Origin of the sequence: Nocardia carnea, from assembly GCF_029868325.1 — a bacterium.
Classification (GTDB): Bacteria; Actinomycetota; Actinomycetes; order Mycobacteriales; family Mycobacteriaceae; genus Nocardia; species Nocardia carnea_C.
On sequence record NZ_JARWNW010000056.1, the window covers coordinates 1 to 13,372 of the forward strand.

Sequence of the window (13,372 nt, forward strand, 5' to 3'; positions counted from 1 at the left end):
GTCGGCAGCAACACGACGACCCCGGCACGTCCCCTTCCCACCCAAGGGAAATCACAGCGCGCATATTCACACACTCGTGTACCGTACCGTTAAACAGCGGTACATAGAACAACGGACCCACCAACGACGATTTGCCGGAGAAGTTCTATACCGCCCGAAGGAACGGAAGACGACCATGATCATCGCTCGCACCCACGGACTGGTAAAGAAAATCGCCGCGGCGGCCGCCCTGACCGGCGCCCTCATCCTGGCGCCCGCCACCCTGACAGCACAGACAGCCCAGGCCGATGTCGGCCACAGCACCCGCGGTGATTCACACCCCGGTAACGGCACATACAACGACACCCATGCAATTCCCACCGATACCAGCAACCGCAGCGAGCCCGTGCACGCGATTCCGGCGTACCGCAGCGAAACCTACGACGGCGACGGCGTCTTCCAGGACATCTGCGCGTACAAGCCCTACTTCTACGCCTGCCGGTGACCCCGCGACTGCGCTACCGTGTGCCCGGCCGTCGCCGGCCCCGGCGCCCCGAGGCAGCCCGTTCGGAATCGACGGTACGGGCCAGCTCATCCGGGACATGACCGGCGATCGCGCGGCGCGACCCGATCAGCAACTTCTGCCGGATACTCGCGACCTGCGCGTCCACGGTGCGCACCGAACTCCCCCGCCGCTCGGCGATCGCACTGTTCGTCCAGCCCGCGGCGGCCAGCACCGCGACCGCACGTTCGGCCGGTGACAGCACATCCCAGCGCTCGGCACCCGGTGCGGCGGGCGCGGCGACCGGGTCCCGGACGACCGGCCAGCTGCGCTGGAGATACTGCTGAACCATTGTGCTGCCCGGCCGGTACTGCCGGCCACGCCGTTCGGCCGCCGCGACCTCCGCGGGTCCGATGATCGCCGTAGCGACCGCCGTCGCCCGGCGCACCCCTTGCGCCATCATCGGGACTCGTTCCACGTTGATACCCATCGACCGATGGCAGGCGCGGAAAACTCCGGCCAGCCAGGCCAGTTCATCGGCGCGCGCGTGTACTGCGGCCGCCCCGCCCACGACTGCGGGATCGCCGGACAGCACGTGGGTGAGTACGACCATGCACACCGCGACCGACCATGAGGCCTTCCAGGTATCGCCGACGGCGAACCGCCCGGATACCGCCGCGTACGCCGGTCGTAGCGCTGCCGCCGGATCCGCCGACCGGGCCAGCGCCAGCGCGCGCGCCACCTGGGCCCAGTGCACCGAGAGCGCCGATTCCGCGGCCACCGAACGGTCCAGGTGCGCGCGGGTTTCCGCATCGGCCTGCGCCGGCTCCCCCAGCATCGCCGCAGCCAGTGCGGTGAACACCCCGGCGCGTTCGATTCCGATCCGGTCCCCCTGCTCGGTGAACCGGCGGTGCGCCCGGTCCAGCACCGTTACGGCGCGGGGATCCAGGTGGAACAGCATGAGTTCCAGGCCCCGGATCCATTCCACCGACGGGGGCAACCCGATATCGGTGACCGGATCCCGCCGCCACGGATCGTCGCCGTCCGGGGCGGGCAGCCACCCGGCCACACAGTCGTTCAGCAGCCGCCGTGCCCGCGCAGAGTCGCCCTCCCACAGGCTGAACCAGCCCAGTAGAGCGGTGGCGCGGGTCCGGTGCGGGTTGTCGGTCCGGTCGCGCGTGACCTCGAGCGCCGCGGCGGTCAGCCGGGACAGCGCACAGCTACCGCCGTTCACGAACGGCACCCAGACCGATAACAGCACCGAAGCCGTCTCCAGGCCGATCAAGGCTTCGCCGGGATCGGCCAGACCGGTTTCGATTCCGATGAGAATATCGTCCCACGAGGTACGCGCCCAGGTCAGCCACGTTTCTTCCGCGGGGCCGTACCAGCGCGAACGGGCCTCGGCCACCCGGTCCCGGTAATAACGCCGATGGCGGCCGGCCAGCCGCGCGGATTCGGCCGGGTCGCGCCGCAGCCGATCACCTGCGAACAGCCGCACACTTTCCACCAGATACCAGCGCACACTGTTCTCGGTGCGGAAGGTCGAGACGAGCGAGCGCTCGGCCAGCCGCTCCAGCAGTGGGGCGACCCGCTCGGGCGGTAACCGATCGTCGGCGCAGACCGCCGCGACCGCATCCGATTCGACTCCGTTGCGCTGTGGTTCCACCCCATCGGTTTCGTATCCGGCCGCGAATACCGACATCCGGCACAGCAGAAGTTGCTCGTCGGCGCTGCACAGGTCGAACGACCAGGCGATCACGTCGAAGACACCGCGGTGGCGGCGCTCGCTGCCGGATCGCACGCTCTGTGTCCAGCGCATCCGCTGATCGTCGGCGCCTCCGGTGAGTTCGGCCAGCACCATGGCCGGCGGCTGGTGCCGGAGCCGCGCCGCGGCCAGCCGGATGAGCAGCGGCGAATATTCGACCCGGCGGCAGATACGGCGCACGATCGCGAGCTGGCCGGGTTCGTCGGCAACCGGACGGCCGGTGAGTTCGGCACGCTGCCGGAACAGGTCCAGCGATTGCGCCGGGGACAGCGGGCCCACTGCGACGAGGTATTCGTCGGCCCAGCCGATGGGTTCGCGGCTGGTGGCCAGAATCGTCAGATCCGATGTCGCCGAGAGCAGGTCGATCACCACTCGACCCACCGCGGCCAGCACGTGCTCACAGTTGTCCAGGACCAGGATGGCGTTCTCGGCCCGCGCTCCGCCGCGACCGGGCACCCCCGGATCGAACGAGCACGGATCGCTGATATCGGTGCGCACCACCGACCGCAGCACGTTCTCGGCCGAATCGCCGCAGTCGCGGTCGAGTTCGGCCAGCCGGGCCCAGTACACGGGACGGCCCGGATCGATCCGCCGCAGCGCCTCGGCAGCCAGCCGCGTCTTACCGATACCACCGGGGCCGACGAGCGTGATCAGCCGCGCGCCCGGCGATACCAGCAGGTCGTGTAGGCGTGCGAGTTCCCGTTCCCGACCGAAGAACTCGGTCGCGGATGCGGCGAGTACCGCACCATCCGGGTAGATCACCACCATAGAGACGTAAATTAGTGCACGCGGACGTCGGCTGTGCGGCGAACCCGTTCATTTACGGTTACCCGAGGTTGCGCACAGGCGTAACGCTCAGCACAGCATTCGTTCCGGATGCCGGTAATGCATCTGCACCACCGCACTGTCGAAGGTCAGCACATCCACCAGGCACAGGCCGGTGGTGTCGACCGGTGAGCGGAACAGCGGTACCCCGTCACCGAGCAGCATCGGATGGACGAACAGGCGGTACTCGTCCACCAGATCGTGTTCGATGAACGTCGCGGCGGTTTCGGCACCGCCGAGCAGGGCGATGTTCTGCCCTGCGGCTTTACGGCGCCGCACCTCGGCGACGAAGCCGGTGCCGAGAACCTCGGTGTTCCAGGCCGGATCCCGCAGCGTCCGGCTGACCACGAGTTTGGGAGCCGCACGCCAGAACCGCGCGAATTCCACATAGAACGGCGAGACGGGGGTGAGGTCGGCGGTGGGCCAGAATGCCGACATGATGTCGTAGGTCTTGCGCCCGTACAGCAGGACATCGGCCTGCCGCAGTTCACTCAGGTATTCAGTACAGAGTTCCTCGTCGACAACCGGCCAGTGGACCGCCTCGTCGGGCCCCTCGGCGAACCCGTCGAGAGATATCTGCATCCACAGCGTCACACTTCCCATGCCCATGCCTCATCTACCGCGTCGATACCAGGCAGCAGATTGTGCCCGTACCGCGGGAACCGCGCATCGGTATCGGCGGAAAACATACTTAGGTATATGGCCGGTGCAGCCGGAGAGCCGCCGCCGAATGTATCGTCATCCGGCGAAACATTGCGCTCGCAGGTTCCCAGCGCCGAGAAGACGAGCGCTGGACCGGAAGGTTCAGCTGTCGGTGGGCAGTTCGGACAACTCGCTGTCGCTTTCGATGTAGTGCGCGACGAACCGGTTGACCAGTTCCGCGGCCGCCCGTCCCGGTAGCGTCCGCGCCACTTGGAGCTGTCCGGTCAGCTCGGCCAGATCCGCATCGTTACGCTCCGATTCCCGGTACTTCTGCCAGGCGGTGCGATGGAAGAGATCGACGAAGCGCCGGGCCATCCGGTCACAATCTGCCCGCATCCGTTCCAGTTCGCCCAGAACCTCCGCATCGGGCACCCCCGCCGCCGTCAACTGCTCGGCCATCCGGATGAGCTGCCGGTCGGCGGGCCGATAAGTGGCGGCATCCACGGGCTCGTACAAACCGATCGCCACGATCCGTGCCAGCCCGTTGGGTACCGACGCGTACCGTTCCTGCAGCTCGGTCGCGGCAATGGTATCGACGGCCGGGGCCGGTTCCACGGCCGACGACTCGCCGCTTTCCGCACCGCCGAGGAGCGCGCCGACACCGAGGATATCGCCGAGATCGTCACCGCGGTCCCACGCCCTGAGCAGTTCCTTGATGCCGTTGAGCTTGATCCCCCTGTCCAGCAACCTGCTGATCGTGCGCACCCGATTGAGGTGATCGGGGCTGTAATAGCCTGTCCGCCCCTTGACCTGCGGTGGGGGAAGAACCCCTCGTTCGTGATAAACCCGCAGGCTGCGCACGGTCGTACCGGCGGCGCGCGCCAGCTCATCGATCGTGTACTCCACACCAGCAGCCATATAACAAGGAAACCACATCGAAACGGTAACGAGCCCGGCTGGACACGACCGAAACGTCCGCTTCAGCCGGCGTTGGTCAAGGATTCGTCAATTCGTCGCCCTCCGAGCGGCGGCACGTTGGGCATGGGTACGTCGTTCATCTTCCGACATTCCGCCCCAGACTCCGTACGGTTCCCCTACTGCCAGCGCGTAACTACGACAATTGTCCAGTACCGGACAGGCGTCGCAGATCTGCTTCGCGCGCCGCACCCGGGCGGCGCGAGCCCGGCCACGTTCGCCCTCCGGATGGAAGAACACCGTCGATTCCAGACCGCGGCAGGACCCGTGCAGCTGCCAGTCCCATACGTCGGCGGCTGGGCGCCGATACGGGATCACGGTGGCCATAAACAACTCCTTACCCGCAATTCTGTAGGCCAGCCTAATTACTCCCCACCTCTGGGAATCGACTTTCCGCGGGCGCCGCCCGGCTTCCCGGCAGTGGCGAACCGGGTTTCCGCCGGGCTCACCGGAACAGTCTTATTCTGCGGATATGAGTGAGCTACCGGGGGCACGGATATCCGTCGGGGAGCGCGAACGCGCCTTGCGGGAGCTCGCCGAACACCTCGGCGCGGGCCGGCTGACACTCGCCGACTACGAAGACCGAGCCGGCGCGGCGACGGCCGCGACCACCACAGCGGAGCTGGCGAGCCTGTTCACCGACCTTCCGGCCGCCCCGGCACCGTCGGCACCCCCGCCGCCCGCTGATCCCGCCACGGGCTTCGCGGTCATGGCCGGCTGCGCCGCCGCCTTCGCCTTCGCACTCGCCCTCATCTTCGGGGGGTGGCTGTGGCTGTTGCTGCTGGTCGTCGTCCTGGTATCGGCGCCGCTGCTGCCCACCGCGCTGCGCCGCCGCCGCGCGCCGGGACGCCCCTGAGCAGTTCACCACCGGGTACGCGGCCGGACACTGTTGGCCAGGTCCACCAGGCGGTACCGGTGCAGCCGCTCGGGGGCACTGCGGGCCAGTGCCCGCAGCCTCGACTCCAGACCACTGCGCAAACCGGCCACGGTGAGTGGATACCCGAGTAAAGCGGCGTCGGTGGTGGCGGGCCGCATCCGGGACCGCAGCCACTCCAGGGCCGCCCCCACCACCACGACCTGCAACTGCAACGCGCGCGGTTCGTCGGCAACCTCGAGCCGGGAGGCGGCCTCCAGCAGATCGATCTCGGTGATCTCGCGATGTGGCCGGGACACCAGCAACAGACTGCCGGTCATCCGAGCGGTGCGGTAGTGCCGTGAGGTATCGGGCACCTCGTCGAGCACCTGCACCGCCTGCAACGGTTCACCGTCGGCCGCCAGCCGCCGAGCCAGGCCGAAGGCCGCGCTGACCACACCGTGGTTGGTCTGCCAGACCAGACGGTAGAACTCGGTGGCGGCCCGGTGCCAGCGATCCGTGTCGCCGAGGTCGCCGGCCGTAGCAGCCGATTCCGATTGCAGCACCAATTCCGCGGTCGCGGCCAGCGCCAGCGCGGGTGCGATCTCACCGGGGAGCATGGTGTGCACCTCGTCGAAATGCAGGTAGGCACGCTGATACTGCCCCTCCAGCAGCGCCGCGACCCCGCTGAACCATTCCACCCGCCAGTCGGTGACCGCCCGCGGACGCAGCACCTCCAGCAGCGCCAGCGCCGAGGTCAGATCGCCCAGGTCGATATGGGCTCGGATCGCGGCCAGTGCCCCCTCGACCTCGAAGGTCTCCGGGGCGTCGATGGTGCCGGCCGCGATCCGCTCGGCGGTCTGGCGCAACGAGTCCAGCGTGCGGCGCGCATCCCCGTGCAGCAGCGGTGCGAGCAGTTCCACGCTGGGATCGTCGGCGTCGATCAGCGGAATCGGCAAGGCCGCCACCACCGATTCGGTGTCGAGAACACAGCTGCGGTGCGCGCCGTCGACCATCCCGTCGGTCTGACCGATCAACGTATCGATCCCGAAGTCACCGCGCAGCGACCCGAATTCGGCGGAGGCCTGCGGATGCTCGCGGCCGGTATCGGCGGCCAGCACCATCCGCAGCACGCCCGCCAGCTGGCAGTACATGGCGTAGGTAGACGGAAAGCGGCGGCTCGGGTCGGGATGGGTCGCCCGGACCAGCAGCCGGTGCAGGCACGGATACTTCCGCAGCAGCGGATACCCCTCCGGCGTGGGGATATCCGCGCAGTAATTGCCCTGGGCATCCTTGCGCAGATCGAGGATGAGCGCCGCCAGCGTTCGGCCGGCCGCGTAGATATCCGAGGCAACCGTCGGCCCGGTTTCGATGATCTCCGGCGCCTGATAACCGGGCGTACCGTAGATACTGCCGTAGGACTCCATGGCCGCCACCGCGCCGAGATCGATGAGTTTGACCTCGTCGTCGGTGACCATGATGTTGTCCGGTTTCAGGTCGTTGTAGGCGAGGCCGAACGAGTGCAGGTAGTCGAGTGCGGGCAGCACCTCCATCGTGTATGCCAGGGTCTCGGCCACCGGAATACGGTCCGGACCGGCCAGATCCAGCATCTTCTTCAACGACCGACCGCCGACGTACTCCATGACGATATAGCCGTCGGCCTGTTCCCGGTGGGAGCGGTGCTTGACGAAGTTGTAGATCTTGACCACGCCGGGATGGGTGATCTCGGAAAGGAACTGGCGTTCGGCCAGCGCCACCACATGCGCTTCGAAATCCTGTGGATTCTGCAGGCCCTTGAGCACGACCCAGCGATCACTGACGTTCGTATCGACCGCCAGATAGATCCAGCCGAGGCCACCGTGGGCCAGACATCCCTTGACCACGTACTGCTCGGCGACCACCTCACCGGCGGACAGCGCGGGCAGGAAATTGTAGGCGGAACCGCATTGCGCGCATTCCCCCGCGACCGCGCCGGGACCGTCCGGCCCGGATCGCCCGTTGGGCGCCTGGCATTTCCAGCAGAAGCGTTTGTTCTCGGGGACCACCGGGTCGGCGAGGACCGCGGTGGCGGGGTCGACCGGGTCCACCCGCGGTAAGGCCACCAGCCCCGCGCCCAGCCGGCGCACACTGGGCCGGGAGCGGGCATTACGGCCGGAGGGGGATTCGTCGTCGAATCCGGCGAAGGGATCGAACTCGGCGTCGAGGTCCTCGTCGTCCTCCAGCAGCAGGGCCTCGAGATCGTCGTCGTCCGGGTCGCCGAGGCTGTTGAGCCGCGCGATATCGTCACCGGTGAGCGCGGCGATGGCTCGGTCGAAATCGGAGAGACCGGACAGATCACCGGAATCGTCCGGCCGTTCTCCCGCGGCCTCGCCGCTGTCTGTTCCGATTCCGCGGTCCGGCGCGAGGGCACTGCCGGAGTCCGATTCCGTACCTGTACCGGTACCCGGTCCGGCGACGGCCTGCGGAGGTGCCCCGATCACCGGAGCCGAACCCACGGTCACCGGAACGAACACCCCGGACCCGCTCGGTGGCGTCGCGGCATCGGTAGGGCTGCGCGGACCACTCGCACCCGATTCGGCGAGCAGTTCCTCCGCAGCGCGCGTGAGGTCCGATTCCGCGGCCGATCCCCGGTGCACACTTCCGCTGCTGGTGGTGCGCCGGGTCGACCAGGTGTGCGCCGCCCGTCGCGGCATCGCCGCGCCGCGGACCCGGCGCGGCGACCAAGGCGGCGACAGCGGGTGCTCGGACGGGCTGGAATGCTCTGGCATGCACGACCTCTCAAACCCACAGGGTGAACCGAGAGTCCATTGTGATCCTGCACCTCGAGGGCCGATAGACCGGCGTTCCCTTTCCTGGGAATGCGTACTTCCCCGGAGGCCTGCCTCCGGGGAAGTACGCGGTCGCGGTGGGGGCTACTGCTTGTCTTCGGGCTCGTCCAGGACACGGACCGTGGCGGCCGGGTCCGCGGCGGCGGCCACCGGGGCCGGCTCGGCGCGCTGAGCAACGAGTTCACCGACCCCCTTGCGGGCGAGGAACCAGCCGCCCACCAGGGCCGGAACACCGACCAGCACCATCGCGATGACCGCTGCCCGCTGTTCGATTTCATCGCTGAACAGCATCAGCAGGACGACAACTGCCAGGAAGCCCAAGGTCGCGTAGTTGGTGTAAGGAGCACCGGGCAACCGGAACTTCGGCCGCGTGGCCTTACCCTCCTGGGACCAGCGGTACAGCTTCTGCTGGCACAGCAGGATCGCCGCCCACGAGAAGATGGTGCCCAGCGCGGAGACGTTCAGCACGATCTCGAACGCCTGCTCGGGCACCAGCGCGTTGAGTCCCACACCGACCAACGCGATGGCACCGGTCGCAAGGATGCCGACGTAGGGCACGCCGTTCTTCGACATCCGGCCGGCGATCTTCGGTGCACTGCCGTTCATCGACATCGAGCGCAGGATGCGACCGGTCGAGTACAGGCCGGCGTTCAGGCTGGAGAAGGCGGCGGTCAGCACCACCAGGTTCATGATCGAACCGGCGCCGTCGATACCGATCTTGGAGAAGAAGGTGACGAACGGGCTCTCCCCGGCAGTGAAGACGGTGTAGGGCAGCAGCAGAGCGAGCAGAATCAGCGAGCCGACGTAGAACACCGCGATCCGGGCGATCACCGAGTTGATGGCGCGCGGCATGATCTTCTCGGGATTCTCCGTTTCACCGGCCGCGGTGCCCACGAGCTCCACCGCGGCGTAGGCGAAGACCACACCGGTGGTGACGACGATCAGCGGCAGGAAACCGGTCGGGAACCAACCGCCGTTATCGCTGATGATGCTGAATCCGGTGGCCTGGCCGTCGATCTCGAACCGTCCGGCCAGGAAGATCGTGCCGAGAATCAGGAAGCCCACCAGGGCCACGACCTTGATCAGTGCCGCCCAGAACTCCAGCTCACCGAACCATTTCACCGAAATCATATTGATCGCGACGACGATCGCCAGGGCGATCAGGGCGATCGTCCATTGCGGTATCACCTCGAACGCGCCCCAGAAGTGGACATAGGTGGCGATCGCGGTGATATCCACGATGCCGGTCATGCACCAGTGGAAGAAGTACATCCAGCCGACCGAGAAAGCCAGCTTCTCCCCGTGGAATTCGCGAGCGTAGGAGACGAACGAACCCGAGGACGGGCGGTGCAGGACCAGTTCGCCCAGTGCGCGCAGAATGAAGAATACGAAGATTCCGCAGACCGCGAAGACCAGGAACAGCCCCGGTCCGGCCTCGCGGAGCCGGCCCGCGGCACCGAGGAACAGCCCGGTGCCGATGGCGCCACCGATGGCGATCATCTGGAGCTGCCGCGGGCGCAGCGACTTGTGGTAGCCCGCGTCTTCGGCGTGCAGGCCCTCCGCCGGCGCCGCCTGTTCCCGAGGCTCTTGAACAGTTGTCATCGTCTTGCCTTTCGAGTGGCGCAGATCATGTCTGCGAGCAATGTACCGCTAGTTAGCGGCACGATCAATAGGTGGACGCAACTGTAATTCCGTAGGAATCCCAAACTTTCGTGGGGAAACAGGTTTAGTCGCAGGTCGACTACCGGATTGATCGAGCCGCTGTCCGGCGTTACGCTGAGCAAGTCAGCTGCAGAGGAGTGCCCGATGGCCTGGTTCGAACGCGAGTTCATCGCCGTCCCGGAGACCGGCAAGAAACAACTCGTCTACAAGTGGCCGGATATGAACATCCGGCGCTACTCCCGCGCCATCGTCAACGCCGACCAGACGGCGCTGTTCATGAAATCCGGCCACGTGCTGGGCATGCTGGGACCGGGCCGGCACCGAATAGACGCCGACGAGCTCCCCGTTCTCGGCGCGCTGGTGGATACCCTGTCCGGCGGCAATTACTACCGGGCCGAACTCTATTTCGTCTCGACCCGCGAGTTCGCCGGTATCAAGTTCGGAGGCCGGCTGGCCGATATCGCCGACCCGGTCAGCGAACAGATCGTCACCTTGCGCGTGTTCGGCGAATTCGCCCTCACGGTGCGCGACGCCCAGCAGCTGATCACCTCATTGGCCGGCACCACCGATCTGCACGATCCGGCCGGAATCGAGTCGTGGAGCGCGGATCTGCTGCTCAAGTCCATGAAGGTCGCGGTGACACGAGAAGTGTCCCGCGGCGCATGGCCCGTACTCGGCCTGTCGGGCGAACTGCCCGCGATCGAGCGCGCCGTTCTGGAGCAGACCAACACCACACTCTACGAGTACGGTCTCCGGGTCCCCCGCCTCGGAAACTTCGATATCACACTGGCCCCCGAGGACGCCGATCGGCTCAAACGACTGGCGAAGGATGTCACCTATATCCGCTTGGCCGGCGATTTCCGGCAGTACGCGGCCGGCGAGATGGCACTGGGCGCCGGCCACGGACTGGCCACCGGACACGGCCACGACGGAGGAATCCTCGGCGCGGCCCTGGGAATCAACGCCCTGCAACAGTCGAATCCGCCGGCGCCCGGGGAGGGTTCGGCCGCAGCGGCGTCACCGTGGCAGCACCGAACGCCCCCGGAGCGGGCCCCGCAACCCGGCTTACCACCGGGTTCCGGATCCGCGGAACTCCCGGCCGGGACCACACCCGGAGGGGCACAGTCCTCCGGTACCGTCGCACCCGCATGCGCCGGATGCGCCACGGTCAACCCGGCGGGCGCCAACTTCTGCGTGAACTGTGGAATGCGGTTCGCCCCCACCCGGGTCCCGGATTGCCGGAAATGCGGAGCCCAGCTCCTCGCGACTGCCAAATTCTGCGGATCGTGTGGAACTCCGACCCTGCTCAGCTGACCCGCGTTCCCACGCCCGCCGCGGCACAGCCCGCACGTCTGCTGAGACGCAGTCGCACGCCTGCCGCGTCCGGTCCGCACGTCTGCTGAGGCGCGGTTCGTACACCTGCGCTGCTTGCCGGTCACGGAGCGCAGCGCTCCGCGACCGGCAAGCAGGGGGTTGTGTGCTCAGACGACAGTCGCCGACTCCGAGGTCCCGGCCAGGCTGCGGACCTGACGGGCCGCGACCGAAAGCGTGGCCAGATCGTGGCGGGTGACCCCGAAGATCTCGGTGAGCGTCGCGCGGGCTCGGGCCAGCCGCGAGCGGTTCGTCTGCTCCCAATAGTCCAGCTTCTCCGAGACCAGGTCCTCGGGGTCGGTGGCGGAGGCGATATCGAGCGTCAGCAGGCGCAGCGATTCGTAGAGATCGTCGCGCAGCGCCAGCCGGGCCAGACCGGCCCAGCGCCGGTCGTAATCGAGGTCCCCCACCGCACCGATCAGCCGGGTGATCTCCAGGTGGGCGTTGAGCGCGAAATACAGCTCGGCCACCTCGTGCGCGTCCCGTTCGGCGATATCGGCGATATCCAGCACGTCCAGCAGCGGGAACAGCTGGATGAGGTGATAGACCTCGGTGGCCAGTGCGAGGGGCGCACCGTCGTCCGCCGCGGTGGCGGCCTGTGCCGCGACTCGTTCGGACAGGGGCGCGGGCAGCCAGGCGGGGACCTGATCCGCCAGCGCCCGGACACCGTCGCGGTAGCGGGCGATATCGGCGCTGATGGCAATCGGCTGCGGCCGGTTCAGCAGCAACCAGCGCGCGCCGCGTTCCAGAACGCGGTTGGTTTCCTGTTCGAGGCGGTCCCGCACCGCTGTCGGCATGGGGGTCGTCCGGATCCGATGCCATAGATCCCGCAGCCGGAAGATGTCCACCGCGGCGGTGAACGCTCGCACGGCATCATCGGTCGTGGCACCGATCTCCTCGGCCAGCCGGAATGCGAAGGTCGCGCTGCCGAAATCGACCATCTCGTTGACCACGACGGTCGCCACGATCTCGCGGCGCAGTGGGTGTTTGGCGATGGCACCGGCGAAACGCTCGCGCAGCGGGGTCGGGAAGTACTGCGGCAGGACCGCGGTGAAGGTCGGGCTGTCGGGCAGATCCCCGGCCAGCAGATCGGCTTTCAGCGCGAGCTTGACATGGGCGATGGTGGTGGCCAGTTCCGGTGAAGTGAGCCCGGTTCCGGCCGCGATGCGCCGTTCCATCTCCGCGTCCGACGGCAGTGCCTCCAGCCGGCGGTCCACACCGCGGCGGGTTTCCAGTTCGGTGAGCAACCGCCGGTGGACGGCACCGCGCCGGTCGGCGACCGATCGGGAGAGCCCGATCCGGAAATTCTGCGAGATATTGTCCCGCAGAACGAGTTCGGCGACCTCGTCGGTCATTTCTGCGAGCAAGGGATTGCGGTCGGCGATATCCAGTTCTCCCGCCGATACCACGGCATCGAGCAGGACCTTGATATTCACTTCGCGATCGGAGCAATCGACCCCGGCGGAATTGTCCAGCGCATCGGTGTTCATCTTGCCGCCGTTGCGGCAGAATTCGATCCGTCCCAGCGCCGTGGCACCCAGGTTGCCGCCCTCACCGATCACTTTGACGCGCAGCCTGTCGGCATTCACGCGGACCGCGTCGTTGGATTTATCGCCGACATCGGCGTTGGTTTCGGTGCTCGCCTTGATATAGGTGCCGATACCGCCGTTCCACAGCAGATCCACGGGCGCCTCGAGAATCGCCCGGATCATTTCCGGCGGGGACAGCCGGGTGGTGGATTGCGGGAGCCGCAAGGCCGCACGGACCTGCGGTGTCACCGGAACCGCTTTGGCGGTGCGGTCGTAGATTCCGCCGCCCGCACTGATCAACGACCGATCATAATCAGCCCAACTCGACCGCGCCAACCCGAACAACCGCCGCCGCTCGGCAAACGACGACGCAGCCACCGGATCCGGATCCAGGAAAATATGCCGATGATCGAACGCCGCCACCAACCGAATATGCTCCGA

At 67.2% G+C, this 13,372-nt stretch carries 10 protein-coding genes; 3 read left to right on the top strand and 7 right to left on the bottom strand.

The window, feature by feature from the left end; genetic code table 11:
- Positions 1-175 precede the first annotated feature (175 nt).
- Positions 176-484: a hypothetical protein gene (locus QH196_RS03070; RefSeq protein WP_280414209.1), complete on the top strand. Its 309-nt coding sequence runs from the start codon at positions 176-178 to the stop codon at positions 482-484.
- Positions 485-497: 13 nt separating this feature from the next.
- Here QH196_RS03070 and QH196_RS03075 read toward each other — a convergent pair whose 3' ends face one another.
- The 4 genes from QH196_RS03075 to QH196_RS03090 form a co-directional block, all read right to left on the bottom strand.
- Complete coding sequence (locus tag QH196_RS03075; protein WP_280414210.1) at positions 498-3,014, bottom strand: ATP-binding protein; 2,517 nt, start codon at positions 3,012-3,014, stop codon at positions 498-500.
- Positions 3,015-3,101: 87 nt separating this feature from the next.
- Positions 3,102-3,674, bottom strand: a complete 573-nt coding sequence (locus tag QH196_RS03080; protein ID WP_280414211.1) for a dihydrofolate reductase family protein — start codon at positions 3,672-3,674, stop codon at positions 3,102-3,104.
- A 201-nt stretch (positions 3,675-3,875) separates the two neighbouring features.
- Positions 3,876-4,631 carry a MerR family transcriptional regulator gene (locus tag QH196_RS03085; protein ID WP_280414212.1) on the bottom strand — a complete coding sequence of 252 codons (756 nt, stop codon included), beginning with the start codon at positions 4,629-4,631 and terminating at the stop codon, positions 3,876-3,878.
- An 87-nt stretch (positions 4,632-4,718) separates the two neighbouring features.
- Positions 4,719-5,015, bottom strand: coding sequence for a WhiB family transcriptional regulator (locus QH196_RS03090; RefSeq protein ID WP_280414213.1), 297 nt, complete (start codon positions 5,013-5,015; stop codon positions 4,719-4,721).
- A gap of 145 nt (positions 5,016-5,160) precedes the next feature.
- Here QH196_RS03090 and QH196_RS03095 point away from each other — a divergent pair, with 145 nt between their 5' ends.
- Positions 5,161-5,544, top strand: coding sequence for a DUF1707 SHOCT-like domain-containing protein (locus tag QH196_RS03095; RefSeq protein ID WP_280414214.1), 384 nt, complete (start codon positions 5,161-5,163; stop codon positions 5,542-5,544).
- Between the two features lie 5 nt (positions 5,545-5,549).
- On the opposite strand, the gene QH196_RS03100 is transcribed toward QH196_RS03095, so the two are convergent.
- Both QH196_RS03100 and QH196_RS03105 read right to left on the bottom strand, forming a co-directional pair.
- Positions 5,550-8,309: a serine/threonine-protein kinase gene (locus QH196_RS03100; RefSeq protein ID WP_280414215.1), complete on the bottom strand. Its 2,760-nt coding sequence runs from the start codon at positions 8,307-8,309 to the stop codon at positions 5,550-5,552.
- 144 nt (positions 8,310-8,453) lie between these two features.
- Positions 8,454-9,971 carry an amino acid permease gene (locus QH196_RS03105; protein ID WP_280414216.1) on the bottom strand — a complete coding sequence of 506 codons (1,518 nt, stop codon included), beginning with the start codon at positions 9,969-9,971 and terminating at the stop codon, positions 8,454-8,456.
- 204 nt (positions 9,972-10,175) lie between these two features.
- Here QH196_RS03105 and QH196_RS03110 point away from each other — a divergent pair, with 204 nt between their 5' ends.
- Positions 10,176-11,345 carry an SPFH domain-containing protein gene (locus QH196_RS03110; protein WP_280414217.1) on the top strand — a complete coding sequence of 390 codons (1,170 nt, stop codon included), beginning with the start codon at positions 10,176-10,178 and terminating at the stop codon, positions 11,343-11,345.
- 167 nt (positions 11,346-11,512) lie between these two features.
- Here the strand turns inward: QH196_RS03110 and QH196_RS03115 are convergent.
- Positions 11,513-13,372: NAD-glutamate dehydrogenase domain-containing protein (locus QH196_RS03115; RefSeq protein WP_280414218.1), on the bottom strand; the 1,860-nt coding region annotated here is incomplete at its 5' end.

Bases quoted from the DNA above. Each gene is read 5' to 3' on its own strand.
- QH196_RS03080 (WP_280414211.1), bottom strand. From the start codon at position 3,674: ATGGGAAGTGTGACGCTGTGGATGCAGATATCTCTCGACGGGTTCGCC.
- QH196_RS03090 (WP_280414213.1), bottom strand. From the start codon at position 5,015: ATGGCCACCGTGATCCCGTATCGGCGCCCAGCCGCCGACGTATGGGAC.
- QH196_RS03075 (WP_280414210.1), bottom strand. From the start codon at position 3,014: ATGGTGGTGATCTACCCGGATGGTGCGGTACTCGCCGCATCCGCGACC.
- QH196_RS03085 (WP_280414212.1), bottom strand. From the start codon at position 4,631: ATGGCTGCTGGTGTGGAGTACACGATCGATGAGCTGGCGCGCGCCGCC.
- QH196_RS03110 (WP_280414217.1), top strand. From the start codon at position 10,176: ATGGCCTGGTTCGAACGCGAGTTCATCGCCGTCCCGGAGACCGGCAAG.
- QH196_RS03105 (WP_280414216.1), bottom strand. From the start codon at position 9,971: ATGACAACTGTTCAAGAGCCTCGGGAACAGGCGGCGCCGGCGGAGGGC.
- QH196_RS03095 (WP_280414214.1), top strand. From the start codon at position 5,161: ATGAGTGAGCTACCGGGGGCACGGATATCCGTCGGGGAGCGCGAACGC.
- QH196_RS03070 (WP_280414209.1), top strand. From the start codon at position 176: ATGATCATCGCTCGCACCCACGGACTGGTAAAGAAAATCGCCGCGGCG.
- QH196_RS03100 (WP_280414215.1), bottom strand. From the start codon at position 8,309: ATGCCAGAGCATTCCAGCCCGTCCGAGCACCCGCTGTCGCCGCCTTGG.